Source organism: Paenibacillus illinoisensis NBRC 15959, assembly GCF_004000925.1.
In the GTDB taxonomy this organism is placed as follows: domain Bacteria; phylum Bacillota; class Bacilli; order Paenibacillales; family Paenibacillaceae; genus Paenibacillus; species Paenibacillus illinoisensis.
Window position 1 is genome coordinate 38,381 of the sequence record NZ_BIME01000010.1, and the last position, 20,741, is coordinate 59,121.

Sequence of the window (20,741 nt, forward strand, 5' to 3'; positions counted from 1 at the left end):
ACATAGTCCTCCTGAGAAGGCTTCAAGGATGGGCATGAAATCATGGTGGAGCTGGAAGCTCCAGGAGATGAAAGCCAGCAAGCATTCCTATGTCCTGCTGGCTCCCTACATGATTCTGTTCACCATGTTTACCGTGATCCCGGTTGTTATCTCTATCATACTCAGCTTCACCTATTTCAACATGCTGGAGTTTCCGCGATTTATTGGCTGGCAGAATTATACTCGGCTGTTTTTGGAGGATGACGTATTCCTGATTGCCATCAAGAATACGCTGCTGTTTGCCATTATTACCGGACCGATCAGTTACATTGCCTGTTTTGTGTTTGCATGGATTATTAACGAATTAACTCCCAAATGGAGAGCGTTCATGACGCTGATCTTCTACGCGCCATCCATTTCGGGGAATGTTTACTTTATCTGGCTGATGATTTTCTCGGGCGATCGCTACGGTATTGCCAATGGGTTATTGATCCGATGGGGCTTCCTGCTGGAGCCGATCCAGTGGCTGAAGTCGGAGGCGTACATCATGCCCATCCTCATTCTGGTACAGCTGTGGCTGAGCCTGGGCACAGGGTTTCTGGCGTTCATCGCTGGTTTGCAGACGGTTGACCGGACGCTGTATGAAGCAGGCGCGGTGGACGGGATCAAAAATCGCTGGCAGGAGCTCTGGTATATTACATTGCCTTCGATGCGGCCGCAGCTGATGTTCGGTGCGGTCATTCAACTCACGACCTCGTTTGCCGTGGCGGACGTTTCCATCGCACTAGCTGGATTTCCGAGCGTGAACTATGCGGCAGAGACGGTGGTCACTCACCTGATCGACTTTGGTACAACACGGTTTGAGATGGGTTATGCTTCGGCGATTGCAACCGTACTCTTCATGATTATGGTAGGCACTAACCTGTTGGTACAGAAATTGCTGCGAAGGGTGGGAGAATAGCTATGGCTGCAATTGCGACAGGCAAAAAGCGGGTGAATCGCTCGTTATCAGGCAGTCTCTCCCTGTTTGCCCTTCTGCTCGTATTTGGTGCCTTCATGGTACTGCCGCTGATCTATGCGATCAACAATGCATTCAAACCGCTGGATGAGATTTTTACCTTTCCGCCGACCTTGTTTGTCAAAAATCCAACGTTCAGCAACTTTACGGATTTGCTGAATTTGCTGAGCGACTCGTGGGTGCCCTTCTCACGATATATATTCAATACCGTTTTTATTACGGGCATTGGCATTGTAGGCCATGTGCTCTTGGCTTCAGCAGCGGCCTATCCGCTTGCCAAGCATAAATTTCCGGGCAAAGTGTTCATGTTCCAGGTGGTTGTGCTATCGCTCATGTTCACCCCTGCCGTAACAGCAATTCCCAATTATATGATCATGTCCTGGCTCGGCTGGATAGACACGTATTGGGCCGTTATCATTCCGGCATTCGCCTATTCACTTGGTCTGTATCTGATGAAACAGTTCATGGAGCAGATTCCGGATGCCCTGCTGGAAGCGGCGAAGATTGATGGTGCGAGTGAATACCGGATCTTCTGGTCGATTGTGATGCCAAATGTGAAGCCCGCCTGGCTGACCTTGATCATCCTGCTGTTCCAGATGTTATGGGGTAGTGACGGCAACGGCTACATATACAGCGAGCAGCTCAAGACACTGCATTACGCAGCAGGACAGATTATTCAAGGCGGAATATCCCGGGCAGGAGCAGGTGCTGCGGTGGCACTTATTCTGATGAGTGTGCCGATCACACTGTTTATTTTCTCGCAGAGCCGCATTATTGAGACGATGGCGAGCTCGGGCATGAAGGATTGAGGGGGAGCGATATGGCACGCACAGTGAAAAGATGGCTTGTTCTCCTGGCGGCAGTATCTCTGCTCCTGGCGAATGCGGTGCCTGCGGCAGCTTCTTCGGCGCCGTATGAGAGTTATAACTACAACTCCTGGAGAGAAGCCGTTCCTTCCCCGGACGCCTATCTGCCCAAGCGAACCATCTCGGGCAGCGATTTGGGCATCGGGGAGTTCAAGGATCCCGGTGATGTGAATGTATCTCCATCCGGTCAGATCTATATTTTGGATAGCGGCAACAGCCGGATTGTTATATTGGATGCAGAGTATAAGCTTCTTCGGGTCATGGACGGGTTCACGGGAGAAGGCAGCAAGGAAACATTTAATGCTCCTGGTGGACTGTTTGTGGATGAAGAGGAGCGAATCTATATCGCAGATACAGGGAACAATCGGGTCGTGATCCTGGATGCAGAGGGGCAATTGGATCATATAATCAAGGCGCCCGAGTCGGATGTTCTGGCGACGAATTTTCAATTCCAGCCGCTGAAGTTGACGGTTGACCATGTGGGCCGGGTTTATGTAGTAGCTCAAGGCGTTTACGAAGGAATTATGCAGTTTGACGAGACGGGGAAGTTTATCGGATACGTCGGCACCAATAAGGTGGAGCGGGACTACGGCGAATATATCTGGCGCATGTTCTCCACCAAGGCCCAGCGGGCACAGATGGTCCTGTTTGTACCGACGGAGTTTTCTAACGCGGATATCGACCATAAAGGGTTTGTCTACGCAACCAATATCGATCCTGGTTCGAATGAGCCGATCAAACGACTCAATCCGTCCGGAGAAGATGTGCTGAAGCGGTTTGGTTATTTTGACGTCAAGGGGGATATCCGGTTCCGCAACAATACGGGGCCATCCAAGCTTATTGATGTGAAAGTGCTGGGCAACGGCATGTACAGTGTGCTGGACGCGACACAGAATCGGGTGTTCACTTACGACGATGAGGGTCATCTGCTCTACATCTATGGTGGCAAAGGAAATCAGGTAGGCACGCTCAAAACACCCGTTGCCATTGAGCAATCCGGCGATCACCAGCTGGTTCTTGACCGGGGGAAGAGCAACCTGGTGGTCTATGAGCCGACTCGGTTTGGAACCAACGTGAATGAGGCGGTTGCCCTTCATTATCAGGGTGAGGATACGGAAGCTGTGCATATTTGGCAAGAAGTACTGAAGCTGAACGCCAATTATGATATTGCCTATATCGGTATCGGCAAATCCTTGCTCATGGAGAAGAAAAATAAGGAGGCTCTCGGCTACTTCGAGCTTGGGATGGACCGCAAGAGTTATTCGGTGGCGTTCAAAAGGTACCGGCGGGAGATGATGAAGGAACATTTCGGCACGTTCCTGACCGCAGGTATGGTACTGATTTTCATTCTGATCCTGGCCCGGGTGGCGGTTAAATGGAAACGGAGGAGGCAGATTGACCGTGAAGCAGGATTACATTAAGTTTCCGCTGCATCTCATTTTTCACCCTATCGATGCATACTGGGACCTCAAGTCGGATAACCGGGGACGGATGCTTGTTGCCTTTTTGGCACTCGCGCTCACCATCATCATGATGACTTTGCAAAAGCAATACGCGGGATTTCTCGTCAATTTTACGGATCCTCGCACCATCAACAGTATTGTGGAGATCGCGACGGTTGCGGTGCCGTTCTTCCTATGGTGCATTGCCAATTGGTCGGTGACGACGCTGATGGAAGGGGAAGGCAAGTTCAGGGAAATCTTTCTCGCGACAGGATACTCGCTCATACCGGTTATTCTGATCTATGCCCCAATGATCGTCATCAGCCGGTTCATGGTGCAGGAGGAAACTGCTTTTTATTACCTGTTTAACAGCATTGCATTCTTCTGGTTTCTGCTGCTCCTGTTCATTGGCACGATGACGGTGCACCAATATACGGTGTTCAAAACGATCATTACGATGCTGCTGACGCTCATTGTGATGGGGATTATCGTTTTCCTCGGAGCACTCGTGTTCAGTATGCTGCAGCAATTATATGAATTCGGTTATAACATATACCGCGAGTTGATTTTTCGGACCTAAAGGAGGCGGCATCCGTGATCAAAAGGCAACGATTATATACGGTGCTGGCCAGTGGCACAGCTGTGATTCTGATGACAGCCGGACTGCTGTATATCAACAACAGGGGAGTACCCGCTATAGAAGTAGCAGCTTATCTGGAAGCAACAACAGAGACGATGCCAGCCGAAGCAGAGACACTGAAGTATCTAGCGGATACCTCGCAGGGTGTGCCAGGCATGCAATTGGTCGCTGAGGACCAGGAATTGGCGCTTTATTATAACGAGGAGACAACCGAGATCGCCGTGCGTGACGGGGCTAGCGGAGAGATCTGGTACAGCAATCCGAAAGGACGCACGCAAGATGGTCTGGCTTCGGCTTATGAGAAAGAAGTCCTGTCGTCCCAACTAAACATCTCCTTCCGGGATGCGATAGGTACACTGGAGAACTTTCCGAATTTCAGCACCAGTATTACCAACAAACAATTTGTTGCTGCCAATGTGGATGGGGGAATCCGGATTACTTACACACTTGGAGATACCTCGCTCGGTATCGATGCATTGCCCAGATTGATTAGCAAACAGCGCCTGGAGGAGAAGGTTCTTTCGAAACTGGATGCCACCGCCGCAAGGTATGCTTCTGCCCGTTACTATCCAACCAAGGACAATCCGGATGTTCTGGAAAGGCTGGATGGACAGATCTCGAAGCAGCTTGTCCTGAACAAGATGCTGGATGCCTTTGAAACAGCGGGTTACACCGCAGACGATCTTGCTTATGACAATCAGGAAAATGGGGTTGAAGGCGGTGGTGCTTCGGATAAGCCCAGCTTCGTCATCCCGGTGGAATATCGGCTGGATCAAGGCTCGCTGGTAGTGACCGTACCTCTGAGTCAAGTGGAAGAGAGTGGTCAATATCGTATTCGTAACATGGATTTGCTCGCATACTTTGGTGCCGCGGATACCAAAGGCGAAGGGTATATGTTCGTGCCGGACGGGTCAGGCAGTTTAATCCATCTGAATAACGGAAAGGTCAAGGAAGAGCAGTATGTACAGCGTGTATACGGTGCAGACCCTAACGACAATTCGCTCAGTCGGCCCCAGGTCAGCGAATCAGCACATATGCCTGTATTTGGCCTCAAGAATGGGGAGCATGCCTGGTTTGCCGTGATTGAAAAAGGAGACGCAATGGCCAGCATCTCTGCCGATATCGGAGGCAGGCAGAACAGTTACAACCATGTATATGCGACCTTCTCCCTGCGTGGGGAGGATGAACTGGAGATGTATACCTCGCAGAACATGCAGGAGATTCAACTGCTGAGTGAAGATCCTTTTCGCGGAGATATCCAGGTCCGATATCATTTCCTGCATGGAGAAGATGCCAGTTATTCCGGTATGGCTCGCCTTTATCAGCAGCAGTTGGTGGATGGGGGTGTGCTGAAACCGCTGGAAGAACAGACGGAGCTGCCGTTCTATGTGAGTGTACTCGGTGCAGTCGACCAAAAGGCCTCTTTTCTGGGTGTGCCTTATCGGACCACACTAGCCATGACGACGTATGAACAGGCAGCTCACATGGCAGCAACGTTACAGCAGGAAGGTGTAAGCCGCATACAGATGCGGTATCAGGGTTGGTTCGGTGGCGGGTTCAGCCACCATACACCGACCCAAGTGAAGCTGGATCGTGAGGTAGGCAGTCGTTCTGAGCTGCAGGAATTGTCTGCCCAATTGCAGCAGTCTGGTGGAGCGCTATTCCCTGATGTGGCATTCCAGCGGATCTATCATGATGACTCGCGTTTTGCGCCGTCTTCTGATGCGGCCCGGTTTGTAACCAAGGAGACCGCAGAATTGTATCCTTACAGTCCTGCTCTCAACCGAATGGATCAGAGCAAGGACAGCTATTATCTGCTCTCCGCTGCCAAGCTTCCTTATGTAATCAGCGAATTTGCCGGGAAAATTACAAAACTTGCGCTCGGCGGATTGTCACTCCGTGATCTCGGGCAGGTCCTTACTTCCGATTATCGGGATAGCCGTGTAATTCACCGCGAGACGGCCAAGAACATTGTGAAGGAGCAGCTTGGCAAGCTGCAGCAGGCGTATCCGAGCATGATGTTATCATCGGCTAATGCCTATGCATGGGGATATGCGGAGCATGTAGTGGATGTGCCTCAAGGCTCCAGTTGGTTCAACATTACCGATGAGGAAGTTCCTTTTTATGAAATGGTCATTCATGGTTATATGAACTACGCAGCATCTCCCATGAATACATCAGGAGATCAGGACCTGCGCAAGCAGCTGCTGCGAAGTCTTGAACTTGGTGCAGCCCCCCATTTCCAATGGACGCATGAACCATCATCCAGGCTGAAGTTGACGAATTATGATTCGGCTTATGCTACCGCGTACGAAGACTGGATAGATGATGCGGTTGATCTGTACAAGGAAGCAGATGAGGTGTTGAAAGGGTTGGGGAATCAGCAGATTACCGGGCATGAACGAATTCAGGAAGGCGTGGTCCGGGTCACGTACAGCGGCGGTACGTCTATCCTTATAAACTACACTGACGATCGGGTAACTGTAGACGGAGTGTCGGTTGGGGAAGCCGACTATGCCGTGGAAGGAGTGGGCCGATGAGAACCCTGCGTTTATCGTTGAAATCACGGAGAGCGCTGCTCGGTATTGCGTTTATCTCGCCGTGGCTCATTGGTTTCATCTTCCTTTTTGCCACGCCGCTCCTGCAATCGATTCGGTTCAGCTTCAGCAATTTGTCAGTGGCTCCAGGAGGATACGTCCTTGACTTTGTTGGTCTGAAAAATTTTAAGGATGCACTTCTCGTAGATGCCACCTTTAATCGAATCCTGATTGATTCGGTTGGGGCGATGCTGCTGAATGTGCCCATGATATTGTTTTTCAGTCTGTTTACGGCGACCCTGCTCAATCAGAAGTTCAAGGGCAGAACCATGGCTCGGGCGATCTTCTTCCTGCCCGTTATTCTGGCCTCCAGTGCGGTAGCGGCAGCCGAATCTGCAGGTCTGATCAATCTGATGGGCGACGCCAGCGCCGTTGAATCGACGGCTGATGGAGGAGCTTCGTTTAACGTGGTTTCCATCGTGCGGATGCTGGCTGATGTTGGACTGCCGATGGCCTATGTGGATTACATCGTAGAAGCCATCATGCGAATTTACGAGATCATTAGCCGCTCAGGCGTTCAGATTCTGATCTTTCTCGCCGCCCTGCAGTCCGTACCCGGTTCCATGTATGAAGTAGCCAAAATCGAAGGGGCAACGGCCTATGAATCATTCTGGAAAATTACATTTCCAATGGTCAGTCCGCTGATATTGACGAATGTCATTTATACGATTATTGATTCATTTGCCGGAAGTCCGGTTACACAAGCCATCTACCAAACGGCATTTAAGACCCAGAATTTTGGCCTGAGCTCGGCGATGTCCTGGCTGTATACGCTGGTGATCGGCCTTGTGCTGCTCGTTGTCGGCTGGGTATTGTCACGGCGGGTTCATTACAACTGACGGATCATGTAAAAGGAGGGCTACAGACTATGGCTGTGTCGGGAACGGATCGCATGGTGGTGGTTCCGAAGCAGAATTATCAACTGCAGCGAGTTCGAAATAAAACATCGGACCTCCTGTATTCCATATTCAGATATGCATTGATCATCGGCATTTCATTTATTATTCTGTATCCGTTATTTCTTAAGATCTCGGTTGCGTTCAAGGATAAACAAGACATCTATAATCCAACCATTTATATGATTCCCCAGCATTTTACGCTGGACAATATCAGGCTGGCGGCACAGGTAATGGATTACCTGCCCTTGCTCGCGAACACCTTGCTGTTTGTTACCATAACAACGCTGTTGACGGCAATATCCTGTGCGCTTGCCGGATATGGATTTGCCCGCTTTACTTTTCCAGGCAGCAATGTCCTCTTTGTGCTGGTGATTCTCACCATTCTAGTGCCGACAAGCACGCTGATGGTGCCGATGTATCTGCATTTCCGCAGCTTCGACTTTCTGGGCATCATACAGCTGTTTACGGGCAGGGAGGGAGTCAATCTGTTAAACACCTATTGGCCTTCCATGATTACTGCTGCGACGGCTGGAGGGCTGAAGGCAGGGCTGTTCATTTATATTTTTCGGCAGTTCTTCAAGGGTATGCCCAAAGAGATCGAAGAAGCTGCGCTAATTGATGGTGCGGGCGGATTTCGTACATTTGCCCGAATCATGCTGCCCAACGCCATTTCACCACTGATCACGGTCATCCTGTTTTCTTTTGTGTGGCAGTACAATGATACGTTCTATTCCGCGTTGTTCATGAGTGAAAGTCCATTAATCTCACTCAAGGTCGCTTCCTTACCGGCTCAGGCGAATCAGTTGATTCCTCAACTGATGGGTTTTGGTTCGAGTTCCGGCATGAAGGCTGATCCGAACTATGTCGCCATGATCGTGGATACCGGCATTTTGCTGGCGATTGCGCCGCTGATTATTTTGTATCTGTTTGTACAGCGTTATTTCGTGGAAAGTATTGAGCGTTCTGGCGTTGTTGGTTAAGAGGGTTTGGCGTAGTCATATAGGATACGTAATTCGGTTGATTTTGATATTTGGGTCGCTATGTACCCTGCCTTGGAATGGAGGATGTTCAATGACGGAACAAAAGATAAGCAGTACCTTGGTAAATCAAGATGCGACTTCCGAGGCCAGGGAATTGATGAGGTACTTGGTCAAGAGTTACGGGTCGGCAGTACTTTCGGGACAGCAGGAATACAGCAACCTGAACTGGATTAATGAGAATACGGGAAGGAAACCAGCTGTGATTGGGTTTGATCTGATGGAATACTCACCTTCAAGAACAGAGCGCGGGGCGACCTCCGAGGAAATACGAGATATGATTGCATGGCATCAGCAAGGCGGGATCGTGACCTTGTGTTGGCACTGGAATGCACCGTCCCAGCTGATTGATGAACCCGGCAAAGAGTGGTGGCGGGGATTTTATACGGAGGCCACAACGTTCGATCTCGCCTCCGCGCTGGCTCACCCCGAATCGGATGAGTATGCCTTGTTGATCCGGGATATCGATGTGATCGCCGGGCATCTGCAAGAGCTTAAGGATGCAGGCGTACCCGTGTTATTCCGCCCACTTCATGAAGCTGAAGGAGGGTGGTTCTGGTGGGGAGCGAAAGGGCCTGAGCCTGCCAAACAGTTGTATCGTCTGCTGTATGATCGATTGGTCAACCAACATGAGCTGGGCAATCTCATCTGGGTGTGGAACTCGGAACAACCGGAATGGTATCCGGGCGATGATGTCGTGGATATTGTGAGCGTGGATGTATATCCGAAGGCAGGGGACCATGATCCACTTGCAGAACGCTACGAGAACTTGCGAAATTTGGTGAGTGACAGCAAATTGATAGCACTCGCGGAGAACGGCTCCATTCCTGATCCACAGCAGATGGAGGAGCAGGGCATTCATTGGAGCTGGTTCTGTACCTGGACAGGTGAATTCCTGAGGGGTGGCCAGCATAATACTGTGGATTTCTTAAAAGAAGTGTACAACAGCGACTATGTCATAACTCTGGATCAGTTGCCTGAGTGGAGTTGGAAATAGTCGTTCAAGGCGTTCAGCGTATCGTGAACCTAAAAAGCGTTAGCATGGCATAAGAAATTATGCGGATGCCAGCGCTTTTTTATCGTGATTTTTATGGGTGCTGGATAAGAATCAAATGTAAGGATTACTCGCTGAGCTGGATATCAGAGCATTGATCTTCGGAAATAAAGTCTCATTGGAAGTGAACAGGACGTAAGATTGATGGGTTGTGCGGATTAGGATGGTTTCAGAAGCGCCATACGCTGCACCGATTCGAATGGCTGAAGGCTCACTTCCACCATAAGTTTCATCAAGGGTAACAGATTGGATATCTGTGATCGGAATTCTAATTTTAGAAAACTGCCAGCGAATAATCAGTTGATCTCTTTCTTTCTCTACTTGCACACCTAACATTGTATATGTCCTCCTGATCAGTCATAAGTTAAATCGAACCGCCTTTTTATTAGTTTATCATTAAATGGTTAATATTTCCTTGTTAATAACGAATGATGTTAAATAAACCATTTAAGGCTAGACCGAATTAATTTACAACAGTTATTTCCATCATTGTTCACATGATGTACACTATGACTAATAAATGTAAGGGACAGGAAGGCCTGAATCGCTATGAGAGAAGAAGTGGTCGTATCGGAATATGACCCAAGATGGGTTGAGGATTATCACGTAGAACGCAATAAAATCATGAAGGTGCTGACAGAGATCTGCGTGGATTTTGAACATATTGGGAGTACGTCTGTGCCGGGGTTGGGCGCGAAACCACTAATCGATATGATGGCAGCAGTACATGAGTTGAACGATGTGAAGGCAGTACATATGGAAGCATTGGGAGAACTGGGGTACGAGTATGTGCCCAAGCCGGATTTTCCGGAGCGTCTGTTTTTCCGAAAAGGACAATGGAGAGCAGGTACGCATCATCTTCATGTCTACAAGTACAAGAGCGTGGAATGGAAGGATAACTTGCTGTTTCGCAATGCTCTCAGGAGAGACTCGGAAGTTATGCAAGAGTATTACGCGTTGAAGAAAATGTTGGAACAGCAATTCAGACATGATCGTGTGGGATACACCGCAGCTAAGGCTGCTTTTATTCAATCTATCATTCAGAAGGCCATGCTGTACGAGGATAGACGACGCTAGTATCTTGATAAAGAGTGTGTACTTATATCGCTGACGAAGGCGTGATCTGTATGACAGACCTGAACGCATATCAGCCCTCTTCCCAACCATGCGTTATTCGGATGATAAGCCGTATCGTAAGCAGGTGTACACCAAAGATGAAATTCTGCAGGTCATTCAGTTCTATGGATGGCCTCAGGAATGGAACCGGAATGGTGAAATGGGCCCGGAACGTTATATTGAAGTCCAGGTGTGGGATGAGCTGATCATCCAACCGTACCAAGGTATTTAAGGTCTATTTACTGCCAGGATTACCAGTGCAAAAAAGTGCAATTGCAGGAAATACGGGTGTTCGTTATAGTGAGTGAAAGCTTTGAGGTGACTGGGAATAACCTCATTCCAGGGTCAGTCAAAGCCCTTTTTTTAATCGTTAATCCGATTAATACGATAGGTTTAAGAGACTAAGGAGGATGGGGAAGCCTATGTTAAATGTGGGGAACCGTAGCACCCGTAATTTGAACTGGATTATATCCGTTGTATTGGTCATGTCTGTCTTGCTTAGTGCATGCGGAAGTCAAGAAGCGGGGCAAACGAGTAAAAGTGGCAGCAGCGGCAATGGGAATGATCCACTGGAAGTTAGCATCATGACGATCACACCCAGTGCGGTTCCAGCGGCGGATGACAATGTAATCAAACGGGCGATCGAAAAAGCAACAAACTCCAAGATGAACATTCAGTGGGTTTCGAACAATATTTATAGCGACAAGCTGAACTTGACGCTCGCTTCTGGCGATATTCCTGATCTCATCATGATTAACGATCCGTTTGGAAGCACCTTTACCAAGATGGTCAAGCAAGGAGCGTTCTGGGATATCACGCCATATATCCAGGAATATCCGAACCTGAGCAAGGGCATTCCCGATATTGCCTGGGAAACAACCAAGGCAGCAGACGGCAACAATTATGGCATACCGCGCCCTAGGCCGGTGACGGGAGATTCCTTTTTCATTATCCGGAAGGACTGGCTCGACAAATTAAACCTTCAGGTGCCGGAGACAACAGATGAATTATTCGATGTGATGAAGGCATTCGTGGAACAGGATCCTGATGGCAACGGACAAGCAGATACCACAGCACTTGCCGCTTATGTCAGTCCGGATGATCTCGGTTGGGGTGGCAATCTCGGCCCGGTGCTGGGCGCCATTGAGAATTCTTTTATCGGAAGCAACAGCAGTTGGAAGTGGGATGAAACAGAGGGGAAACTGGTATACAGGGAGCTGCTGCCCGAGGTCAGGGAATCCCTTCAATATCTGACGAAAGCCTACAGCAGCGGCATGATGCCCGAGGATCTTCTGTCGCTCAAGCTGACGCAGGCAAGGGAATTGTTCAAGCGCAACCAGGCAGGCATTATTGTGGACAAGACAGGCACGATGCGCAAAATCTATGCCGATGATCTGAAGAAAGTCGATCCTTCCTTCAAGTATACGGACTTCTACCCTCTGACCAATCTGAATGGCTACAACCCAAAAGGCTCGGGTTACAACGGCATTCTGGCGATTCCTGCAAGCGTACCGGAAGAGAAGATGAAACGGATTCTCCAACTCGTCGATACCTGGATGAACCCGGAAGTGTTTGAAATTCAGCAGTTTGGGATTGAAGGTACCCATTATGAAATGGTCGATGGCAAAAAAGTAGCAAGTACCGAGAAATTAACGGCGGACAACGCCTCGGATTTTAATCATATCGTTAACGTTATTGATCTGCCCTGGGATACCACGGGTGAAACAGAAGAAGAGACCCAGGCGAATGAACTATTCAAAAAAGTGGAGGCCGAACGGGACAAAACGAGTGTAGCCGATCTATCCGCCGGACTTCAATCGGAAACTGGACAGAAGATTCTGCCCGAATTAAACAAGAAGATACAGGATCTCAAGGCTAAAATCATTTTGGGCCGCGAGCCCATCGAAGCTTGGGATACCTTTGTGGAATCTTTGCGGAGTGATCCAAATGTCCAGGCCATGAGTGATGAGATGACGGAGGCTTACAAGAAAAGAAACGGACAATGAATCTGAGAGGAGGAGCTGCAGCCCATGAGCGTAACCGAGCAGCACCTTAGCACACACAAGGGAAAGCAGACTTCATCCAAAAGAAACAGACGGACGAAATGGCTCTCCGCGCTGCGGCGTGATCGATCGTTATATTTGCTTGCTCTACCGGGCATCCTGTTCTTTCTCGTTTTTAAGTATATCCCGATGTGGGGCATCGTCATTGCGTTCCAGGACTATTCCCCCTTCCGGGGAATTCTGGGCAGTGAGTGGGTTGGGTTACAGCACTTTACCACCTTGTTTGCCAATCCAGACTTTGCCTTGCTGTTTCGAAATACACTGGCAATCAGCCTGCTGAATCTGATCTTGTTCTTTCCATTTCCGATTCTGATCTCGCTGGGGCTCAATGAGCTGCGTAACGTGACGTACAAGCGATTGATTCAGACGGTGATCTATATGCCGCATTTCCTCTCCTGGGTCATTATTGCGGGACTAACACTCCTTCTGTTCGCCAAGGGGACGGGACTGGTCAACGAGCTATTTACCTTATGGGGCTGGCCGAGGGTGGACTTTCTGACGAACCCGGACAGCTTCTGGATCATGGTCACGTTGCAGGCGATGTGGAAGGAAGCCGGCTGGGGTACGATCGTGTTTCTCGCTGCCATGGCAAGTGTGGATACCCAGCTGTATGAGGCAGCACGAATGGATGGGGCGGGACGGCTGCGTCAGATCTGGCACATTACGCTCCCTGCCATCCGGAGTGTCATCGTCGTGCTTCTCATTTTAAGACTGGGGGACATCATGGAGGTAGGATTTGAGCAAATCTTCCTGATGTACAACGGCGCTGTATCTGAAGTGGCTGAAGTGTTTGACACTTATGTATACCGTACGGGGATTGAACAGGGAGATTTCAGCTATAGTACAGCGGTTGGACTTTTCAAGTCAGTGGTCGGCCTAGTGCTCGTAGTGATTGCAAACCGTTTGGTGAAGCGCATGGGTCAAGAAGGGGTCTATTAGTGCCTGTGATTCCGGTCCGTGTCAATAAAAACTAGTGGGAGGGAGGAGGTTTTGGATGCATCGTTTGAAATGGAGTGAGAGGATCGGTCAGTCTCTGAATGCAATCGTTCTTGGGCTGCTGGCGGTGGCGATGTTTTTTCCGCTGTATTATGTTTTTGTCGTTTCGTTCACCGATCCGGGAGAGTATCTGCAAAAGAAAATTGTACTCTTCCCGCAGCGCTGGTCTGCGGAAGCTTATGCTTATCTGCTGTCTACGCCTGCCTTCGCACGCTCGCTGGGGAACAGTGCCTTTCTAGCAACTGTAGGTACAGTGTGCAGTCTGGCCGTATCCTCTTCCCTGGCCTATGCCTTGTCCCAGAAGAGGTTTTATTTCCGAAAAGTACTGATGTTCCTGATCGTACTGACCATTTTGTTCAGCCCGGGAATTATTCCGAATTACTTGCTGGTCCGGGAGCTCGGGCTAATCAATAACATCTGGGCATTGATACTGCCTGCGCTTGCCAATGGCTGGACGGTGCTGCTCATGAAAAATTTCTTCGACAGCCTGCCTGCGGAGATCAGTGAAGCGGCCTCCATCGATGGTTGCAGTGCGATCCGGACCTGGTACACCATTGTGCTCCCCTTGTCGATGCCTGCACTTGCGGCATTTGGCTTATTCTTTGCAGTAGGATATTGGAACCAATTTTTCGCGGCACTATTGTATTTGAATGATTCTGCGAAGTGGCCTATACAGGTGCTGCTGCAAAACATGCTGTTGAACGCGTCCAATATTGATCTGGTCGCACCTGGACAGCAGGTAGAGACACCACCGACAGAGATGTTGAAGATGGCCGCCATCATTGTAGCCATTATGCCGGTGCTGGTGGTGTACCCATTTATTCAGAAGCATTTTGCGAAAGGAGCCATGGTTGGCTCAGTGAAAGGATAAATCTGCATTCAAGGCGGGTATTCCCGGAAAGGAGGTACAGAGAGTGTTATTCAAGCGTACACGAGATCCTCTGCCCAAAGGGCGATATTTCAGGCGCAGCCTGATGATGATTCTGCTGATCGCTTGCATTCCGGGGGTCATTACGGGAGTGCTGCTGTATGGATGGATTACTATCAAAATGGAACATATTTTGCAGCAAACGCATTTGCGGCAATTTGAACAACGCACCGCATGGGTCGGCGAACAATTGGATGCGCTTGAACTGACTTTCTCACAGTGGGCCTTCGATCCGGTGTTCGATAACCGTCTGAAGGAGCTTGATTTTGTCTACAAGTACAAGCAGGTTCATGAGCTCTATCGATTGCTGCTGATGATTCAGAATTCCAATACGCTGATTGGCAAGGTTCAACTGTATCTTGAAGAACCCAGAGCGGTAAAGATGGATTCGGAGCGGTATGATTTTATGAGCGACCCTAAGGAAATTCAAACGTACAACAGCCTGACTGAACAGCCGCGGGCCACCTATTGGTCACGTTCCATGGATGGCTCCTCCATGATGATGGTGAACCGGCTTCCGAGTGGAAGTGATGATGCTCTGGGTGCGTTAACCATTACTTTGGATAACAAACAGCTTGGCAGCATGCTGCAGACCTTGTCTCCATATGAGGGCGGGACGACCTTTTTGCTGAATGAACAGGGAGTACCCTTGCTTCCACAGGACCAAAATCTGGGTGGATTACAGCAAGCTGTCCGTGAACATGTGCTCAAGCTTGAAGAGAAGCCCAGCTCCTTCTTGATGGAATACGAGGGTATGACCTATTCGATTCAGTCCGGCACTTTTCGCAGATTGGGTACAGATTGGACTTACGTATCTGCGGCTCCGTTGAATGAAATTGTAGCTCCGATTGTGTCAGTACCCCGAATCGTCCTGCTCATTAACGGAGGTGGGTTGTTACTGGCCCTGCTCCTATCATGGATTGGTTCGCTTCAGCTCTACAAGCCATTCACGAGATTGCTGCGAATATTTACTGCAAACGGTGAGGCTGAAGAAGCTGCTGTTCCTGCTCGGACTTCATGGCCAAATGAGGTGGCAGCGTCTAGCTCGTCCGTGCAGCTGGATGAAATCAAGCATATCGAACAGCACTGGATTGGCGTGAATCGGGAACGTGAATCCCTCCAGCGGCGGCTGGAGGAACATCTGCCACTCGCGAGAGAGAGTCTGCTGATCCAGCTGACGCTAGGTCATCTGCTGTTACCCAGTGACCGTGAATGGCGGGAACGTCTGTCCCAAGTGGGATGGAATCTCCACGACGAGCAGTTCATGATTATGCTGGCTCATATACGTCCGAGTGCTGTTACCCTTCAAGAGGGCAGCTACCTCAATCGGAATGAATCACCAGAATGGATTAGCTTGGCTGCAGCCGAGATTTTGGGAACGCAGCTCGAAGATTTCCCCTACCCCACAGAAATACTCAATTATCACGACATGTCGATCGCTCTGCTGCTCGCCATTTCTCCTGATGACCAACCGGAGGCTCTTGCATTCCGGGAACAATTCATTGCAGTAGGGCAGCGATGGTTGGAGATCGTGCAGTCTGAATTGGATGCACGTATGACGATCTCCATCAGCAAGATCACGTCCGATGCCTCTCATATACCGCAGCTTGTCAGAGAATCGAGAGCTGTTTTGAGGCAAAGGCAGTTTTCTTCAGGTGCAGGCATCATCAATATGAATGAAAAGGAAGAACAGGATCGGAAGGAACAGGGAACGTATCCGCTTGAATTGGAACAGGACATCATCTCGGCCTTACGTAACGGCGATCAGGGAACAGCCATGGAGCGCTTCCGATTGTTCATTGGCAGCTACGCCCATGTAGAAGCGACAGAGAATCAGGCCAGACAGGCAGTTCTTCAACTGCTCGCCCGGATCCAACACACCCTTTTGCAGTTAGGCGAAGATCCGGTTCAACTATTCGGTTTGGCGTTGTATGAAGAGGTGCTGCAGCTGCGTGACCTGGATGAGTTATTCTCATGGTTCAAGGAACGAATCGTGCATGTATGCGTGGAGGAATTCACCGGCAAGGAGGAGAAGCAGATACAGATGGCTGTGCATCAGATCAAGGAGCATGCCGAACAACAGTATGCAGAAGCGTTATCGCTGGATGAACTCGCAGACATTCACGGAATTCACTCCTACACGTTAAGCCGGGCATTCAAACAGGCATTCGGACAGAACTTTGTGGACTATCTGACAGAGGTGAGACTAGGTCGGGCAAAGGTACTGCTCGAATCCACAGACGTCAAAATCAATGAAGTTGCAGAGCAGGTTGGTTATCAGCCCAGTTATTTTAACCGATTGTTCAAGAAAAGCGAGGGAACGACGCCCAGTCGATATCGGGAGGACGTTCGTAAGCAGAGTGAGCATACTCGGGGCAACTGCTCCGTTTAATCTTCCGGACGAAGGAGAGTGGAATGTAACGTGTCACAGGCCAAGCCCGACATTATTTTTCTGATGACGGATCAACAGCGATGGGACTGCATTGGAACATTTAACGAACATATTCATACGCCGAATCTGGACCGACTTGCTTCCGAAGGGATTACGTTCCGTGAAGCGGTATGCCAATCCCCCATGTGTGCACCAAGCCGTAGTTCGATGATGATGGGATATTATCCATCACAGCTTGGAGTTCGCACGAATTACGGTGGTCTCTTTGAGGAAGACAAACTGCCGTCCGAGCCGCTGCCAGCATTAATGCAGCGTGCAGGGTATCAAACCGCCGGATTCGGGAAAACCCATTGGAATCATGGCGAAGGCGTGGATGAACCCTCTACGCGAGGGTTCGAAGTGAGAGCCATCGGCCTCTCCCGGCAGAGTGGTCATTACGAGCAAGGGGCTACGATGATGGGGGATTCTCATCCTGAGGCGCTTGAAGCATACCATCAGGAGACGAAGGACTTTGGCGGCGGGGAGGAAAACGTCAACGGTTACACAGGTCTTACGAGCCAGATTCCCATGAATCAGCATCGTGACGGATGGGTAGCCGAGCAGGCACTGCAGTTTTTGGAAGAGGGTATAGACCCGGAGAGGCCGTTGTTTTTTTATCTGTCCTTCCTGAAACCGCATGCCGGATTTAATGTACCTGGGGAGTTTGAAGAACTTTACAATCTGGAAGATATTCCGGACATTCCTCAGCCGCCATGGGAAGATGAAGCTTCTACGCATCTGGCAGCTTCGGATGATCTGAACGAGAATAGTCGTGAGGCGTATCTCGACAAGAAGAGAGTATGGGAGAAACGAAGTCCGGAAGAGCGGCGGAGGACCACGCTGAGGTATTGGGCGAATTGCTCCTGGCTGGACCATTATTTTGGACAGGCTCTTGAGAAGCTGGAGAAACGGGGAAGGCTGGACCATGCACTGATTGTATTTGTATCGGATCATGGAGAAATGCTGGGGGAGAGGCAGTACCGCTTCACCAAATATAATCTGTATGACAGTAGCGTAAGAGTGCCGCTCATCCTGGCGGGTACCTATATCCCGACTGACAAGCGGGGAACAATGGACCGGAGGCCCGCGGAGCTGGTGGATCTGGTACCGACGTTAACGCGTGCAGCCGGACTTGACGCGAACCCGATGTTACCCGGAGTGGATTTGCTGGGCAATCTCCGGCACCGCGGAACATTTTGCGAATTTCATGGCAAAGGTGTAACGGCGCCCCATTCAGCGCCAGCCTATATGTGGCGGACAGCGGAGTGGAAACTTATTCTGTACATTGAAGGTTCTGTTGCGGAGTCTGCCTCCAGAGTGCATGAAACCAGAGGCGAATTATATCATCTGACTGCTGATCCGCATGAATGGACGAATCTGTATGAAGAACAGCAGCATGCCAGCATCAGGGAGCAGTTGAAGACGGAGCTGCTGATGCATCTGGCGGTTAGCTGGGCGAAGGGCCCTTTTTTCTACGATCGTGGAGGAACCAAGCCGTTAGAGTCGTGAGAGCAATCGTTGCTCTAATACTCACTGACATTTCCTAATGAAAACTCATATCATTGTACACGTAAAAACAGGTTGGATAGAAATAGCTGTTGACCGGGCAGCCGGAGGCAAAGCAATTATCACTAAACCAGATCAGTCGATCTCACTCGACTGAGACATGGGGCGGAGATAGCAGGCTTTGCCTTTTTTGATATGCATAGTGTTAGGTTAATCCAAATCATGGAGGGGAACCGTTGATGAAATCTATAACGACTGCAGTAAGAAAAAATAGAGTATGGTTAACCTGGCTTTTGGGCGGATTGATAGTGTTGTCTGGTATAACTTCACCGGAAGGCAGTATACCTCGGGCACATGCTGCAGGAGGGTCTGCGCCGCGCCTGGTTGAAGATCTGGGAAGAGGTCTTACTGCCGTATATCTGGGTGAGAACAAAGTATATCTTAGCTGGCGTCTGCTAGGTACCGAACCACAGCAGGTTACATTTGATATTTATCGCCGTACAGGGTCCGAAGAGATCAAGCTGAATGATCACCCACTTGCCCAAGGAACGAACTACACAGATGAGGATGTAGATGTAACCCAGAGTCATACGTATGTTGTGAAATCTTACGTGAATGGGACGTTGCAGGGGAAAATTGCCGAAGTGGAGCTCGCAGCCGACCCTGAGATTCGAAATTACTTCCGCATTCCGTTGCAAGACATAACGTCCAATCCATCAGATTATTTTGTGCAGCATGGCTGGCCAGGTGATCTGGATGGCGATGGAGAATACGAAGTTGTGGTGACCCGGATCCCTGTCAACGGGGGCAACAAATATGTGGAGGCATACAGCCTGACAGAAGGCTTCCTCTGGCGGATTGATCTCGGTCCCTACAGTGTTACAACCATTGATACCTATAACGCACCGCCTGCTTCTGTCAGCGAATTCGGGGTTGCAGGACTTGGGGGTTGGCGGGATAACGACAATATTACCGTGTTTGACCTCGATAGTGACGGGAAGGCCGAAGTGCTGCTGCGTACCTTTGAAGGTGTGACCTTTGCGGATGGCAGGATCATCCCTGCTTCAGCCGAGCGTGCGCAATATGTGTCTGTTGTGGATGGACTGACCGGTATAGAGGCAGCCCGCACAACCATCGCCGATGATTATGCTGCCGATGGTCCGCTCAGCGGCCACTTCGGCATTGCCTATCTGGACGGGGAGCATCCCAGCCTGATTACAGCCCTCAAGAATCGTGCGCTCAGCCGCAATTTTCAGTATGTGACGTCAGCTTACGACTATGCAGGTGGAGCATTGAACGAGCGTTGGAGACACACTGGAGCGGACGGCGAATTTTTCCATCAGATTCGCATATTGGATCTCGATGAGGATGGGAGGGACGAGGTTTCATTTGGCGGCTGGGCACTGGATGATAACGGGGAAACGTTATACAGTCTGCCTGGTGTAGTCCATGGTGATCGGTTCCATATCACGGATATCGATCCGAATCGGCCGGGATTGGAACAATTCGGTATCCAGCAGGCCGAGAACGGTAACGTTAATCAATTCCCCTGGTTCTATGCCGATGCCGCGACGGGCGAGATTATTCGCACTGGAGAAGTCCCACAGGACGTCGCACGGGGAACGCTGGCGGATATTGATCCGCGGCACAGCGGGCTTGAGATGTGGTCCAGCTCGGGCAATATCTACAATGTGGACGGCGAAGAGATCAGTTCGGTTCAGCCTTCGACCAATTTCAGAATTTGGTGGGATGGTGATGTGCTGGGTGAACTGCTGGATAAGAACTTTGTGGAAAAGTGGGACTGGGAGCAGAACAGGACGACACGCCTGTTTACAGCCGATGATGCTCGCGTGAATTCCAGAAATGCGCCTGTACTGTACGGCGATCTGCTTGGAGACTGGAGAGAGGAGATTCTCTATGAAACAAGCGACTTCAAAGAACTGCGCCTATATACAACAACGATACCGTCGGATGTTCGCCTCTACACGCTCCCGCATAACCCGGCATATCGCAATGGCCTGGCTGTAAAAGGGTATATGCAATCTCTGTTGACGGATTATTATCTGGGTGACGGAATATCCACACCTCTGTATCCGAATATTCGCCCTGCCGTGTACAATAAGGACTAGGCCATAATCCTGCGGAGGGAGATGTTTCAGATGCAGGATC

At 49.9% G+C, this 20,741-nt stretch carries 17 protein-coding genes; 16 read left to right on the top strand and 1 reads right to left on the bottom strand.

Features of this window, described 5'->3' with window-relative positions; translation table 11 throughout:
• The first annotated feature begins 28 nt into the window (after positions 1-28).
• The 8 genes from PIL01S_RS21425 (at position 29) to PIL01S_RS21460 (ending at position 9,475) form a co-directional block, all read left to right on the top strand.
• Positions 29-940: a carbohydrate ABC transporter permease gene (locus PIL01S_RS21425; RefSeq protein WP_127539290.1), complete on the top strand. Its 912-nt coding sequence runs from the start codon at positions 29-31 to the stop codon at positions 938-940.
• Between the two features lie 2 nt (positions 941-942).
• The gene (locus tag PIL01S_RS21430) at positions 943-1,806 is read left to right on the top strand and encodes a carbohydrate ABC transporter permease (protein ID WP_017689719.1); all 864 of its coding nucleotides are present in this window, start codon (positions 943-945) and stop codon (positions 1,804-1,806) included.
• Between the two features lie 11 nt (positions 1,807-1,817).
• Positions 1,818-3,284: an NHL repeat-containing protein gene (locus PIL01S_RS21435; RefSeq protein ID WP_127539291.1), complete on the top strand. Its 1,467-nt coding sequence runs from the start codon at positions 1,818-1,820 to the stop codon at positions 3,282-3,284.
• Positions 3,265-3,885, top strand: coding sequence for a YIP1 family protein (locus PIL01S_RS21440; RefSeq protein ID WP_095359181.1), 621 nt, complete (start codon positions 3,265-3,267; stop codon positions 3,883-3,885). The genes PIL01S_RS21435 and PIL01S_RS21440 overlap by 20 nt, the downstream gene beginning before the upstream one ends.
• A gap of 14 nt (positions 3,886-3,899) precedes the next feature.
• Positions 3,900-6,485: a DUF5696 domain-containing protein gene (locus PIL01S_RS21445; RefSeq protein ID WP_127539292.1), complete on the top strand. Its 2,586-nt coding sequence runs from the start codon at positions 3,900-3,902 to the stop codon at positions 6,483-6,485.
• Complete coding sequence (locus tag PIL01S_RS21450; RefSeq protein ID WP_127539293.1) at positions 6,482-7,381, top strand: carbohydrate ABC transporter permease; 900 nt, start codon at positions 6,482-6,484, stop codon at positions 7,379-7,381. The genes PIL01S_RS21445 and PIL01S_RS21450 overlap by 4 nt, the downstream gene beginning before the upstream one ends.
• Before the next feature lie 29 nt (positions 7,382-7,410).
• The gene (locus PIL01S_RS21455) at positions 7,411-8,421 is read left to right on the top strand and encodes a carbohydrate ABC transporter permease (RefSeq protein ID WP_127539294.1); all 1,011 of its coding nucleotides are present in this window, start codon (positions 7,411-7,413) and stop codon (positions 8,419-8,421) included.
• A 91-nt stretch (positions 8,422-8,512) separates the two neighbouring features.
• Entirely contained in the window at positions 8,513-9,475 is a 963-nt protein-coding gene (locus PIL01S_RS21460) for a glycosyl hydrolase (RefSeq protein WP_127539295.1), read from the top strand.
• 111 nt (positions 9,476-9,586) lie between these two features.
• Here PIL01S_RS21460 and PIL01S_RS21465 read toward each other — a convergent pair whose 3' ends face one another.
• Positions 9,587-9,868 (bottom strand): SunI/YnzG family protein, encoded by a 282-nt coding sequence (locus tag PIL01S_RS21465; RefSeq protein ID WP_127539296.1) that lies wholly within the window; start codon positions 9,866-9,868, stop codon positions 9,587-9,589.
• Positions 9,869-10,081: 213 nt separating this feature from the next.
• Here PIL01S_RS21465 and PIL01S_RS21470 point away from each other — a divergent pair, with 213 nt between their 5' ends.
• The 8 genes from PIL01S_RS21470 to PIL01S_RS21505 all read left to right on the top strand — a co-directional run bounded on the left by PIL01S_RS21470 (position 10,082) and on the right by PIL01S_RS21505 (position 20,701).
• Positions 10,082-10,609: a GrpB family protein gene (locus tag PIL01S_RS21470; RefSeq protein ID WP_127539297.1), complete on the top strand. Its 528-nt coding sequence runs from the start codon at positions 10,082-10,084 to the stop codon at positions 10,607-10,609.
• An 88-nt stretch (positions 10,610-10,697) separates the two neighbouring features.
• Positions 10,698-10,880, top strand: coding sequence for a hypothetical protein (locus PIL01S_RS21475; protein ID WP_218029846.1), 183 nt, complete (start codon positions 10,698-10,700; stop codon positions 10,878-10,880).
• 190 nt (positions 10,881-11,070) lie between these two features.
• A complete protein-coding gene (locus PIL01S_RS21480; RefSeq protein WP_246058511.1) occupies positions 11,071-12,654 on the top strand; it encodes an extracellular solute-binding protein in 1,584 nt (527 codons plus the stop codon).
• A 24-nt stretch (positions 12,655-12,678) separates the two neighbouring features.
• Complete coding sequence (locus PIL01S_RS21485) at positions 12,679-13,650, top strand: ABC transporter permease (protein WP_127539299.1); 972 nt, start codon at positions 12,679-12,681, stop codon at positions 13,648-13,650.
• 55 nt (positions 13,651-13,705) lie between these two features.
• Positions 13,706-14,578 carry a carbohydrate ABC transporter permease gene (locus PIL01S_RS21490; protein ID WP_127539300.1) on the top strand — a complete coding sequence of 291 codons (873 nt, stop codon included), beginning with the start codon at positions 13,706-13,708 and terminating at the stop codon, positions 14,576-14,578.
• 43 nt (positions 14,579-14,621) lie between these two features.
• The gene (locus PIL01S_RS21495; protein WP_127539301.1) at positions 14,622-17,027 is read left to right on the top strand and encodes an AraC family transcriptional regulator; all 2,406 of its coding nucleotides are present in this window, start codon (positions 14,622-14,624) and stop codon (positions 17,025-17,027) included.
• A gap of 30 nt (positions 17,028-17,057) precedes the next feature.
• Entirely contained in the window at positions 17,058-18,575 is a 1,518-nt protein-coding gene (locus tag PIL01S_RS21500) for a sulfatase family protein (protein WP_127539302.1), read from the top strand.
• A 236-nt stretch (positions 18,576-18,811) separates the two neighbouring features.
• Entirely contained in the window at positions 18,812-20,701 is a 1,890-nt protein-coding gene (locus PIL01S_RS21505; protein WP_127539303.1) for a rhamnogalacturonan lyase family protein, read from the top strand.
• The last annotated feature ends 40 nt before the right edge of the window (positions 20,702-20,741 follow it).

Excerpts from the sequence above, each read along its gene's own strand:
- PIL01S_RS21425 (WP_127539290.1), top strand. The coding sequence starts at position 29 with ATGGGCATGAAATCATGGTGGAGCTGGAAGCTCCAGGAGATGAAAGCC.
- PIL01S_RS21430 (WP_017689719.1), top strand. The coding sequence starts at position 943 with ATGGCTGCAATTGCGACAGGCAAAAAGCGGGTGAATCGCTCGTTATCA.
- PIL01S_RS21435 (WP_127539291.1), top strand. The coding sequence starts at position 1,818 with ATGGCACGCACAGTGAAAAGATGGCTTGTTCTCCTGGCGGCAGTATCT.
- PIL01S_RS21450 (WP_127539293.1), top strand. The coding sequence starts at position 6,482 with ATGAGAACCCTGCGTTTATCGTTGAAATCACGGAGAGCGCTGCTCGGT.
- PIL01S_RS21455 (WP_127539294.1), top strand. The coding sequence starts at position 7,411 with ATGGCTGTGTCGGGAACGGATCGCATGGTGGTGGTTCCGAAGCAGAAT.
- PIL01S_RS21460 (WP_127539295.1), top strand. The coding sequence starts at position 8,513 with ATGACGGAACAAAAGATAAGCAGTACCTTGGTAAATCAAGATGCGACT.
- PIL01S_RS21465 (WP_127539296.1), bottom strand. The coding sequence starts at position 9,868 with ATGTTAGGTGTGCAAGTAGAGAAAGAAAGAGATCAACTGATTATTCGC.
- PIL01S_RS21470 (WP_127539297.1), top strand. The coding sequence starts at position 10,082 with ATGAGAGAAGAAGTGGTCGTATCGGAATATGACCCAAGATGGGTTGAG.
- PIL01S_RS21475 (WP_218029846.1), top strand. The coding sequence starts at position 10,698 with ATGCGTTATTCGGATGATAAGCCGTATCGTAAGCAGGTGTACACCAAA.
- PIL01S_RS21480 (WP_246058511.1), top strand. The coding sequence starts at position 11,071 with ATGTTAAATGTGGGGAACCGTAGCACCCGTAATTTGAACTGGATTATA.
- PIL01S_RS21485 (WP_127539299.1), top strand. The coding sequence starts at position 12,679 with ATGAGCGTAACCGAGCAGCACCTTAGCACACACAAGGGAAAGCAGACT.
- PIL01S_RS21490 (WP_127539300.1), top strand. The coding sequence starts at position 13,706 with ATGCATCGTTTGAAATGGAGTGAGAGGATCGGTCAGTCTCTGAATGCA.
- PIL01S_RS21505 (WP_127539303.1), top strand. The coding sequence starts at position 18,812 with ATGAAATCTATAACGACTGCAGTAAGAAAAAATAGAGTATGGTTAACC.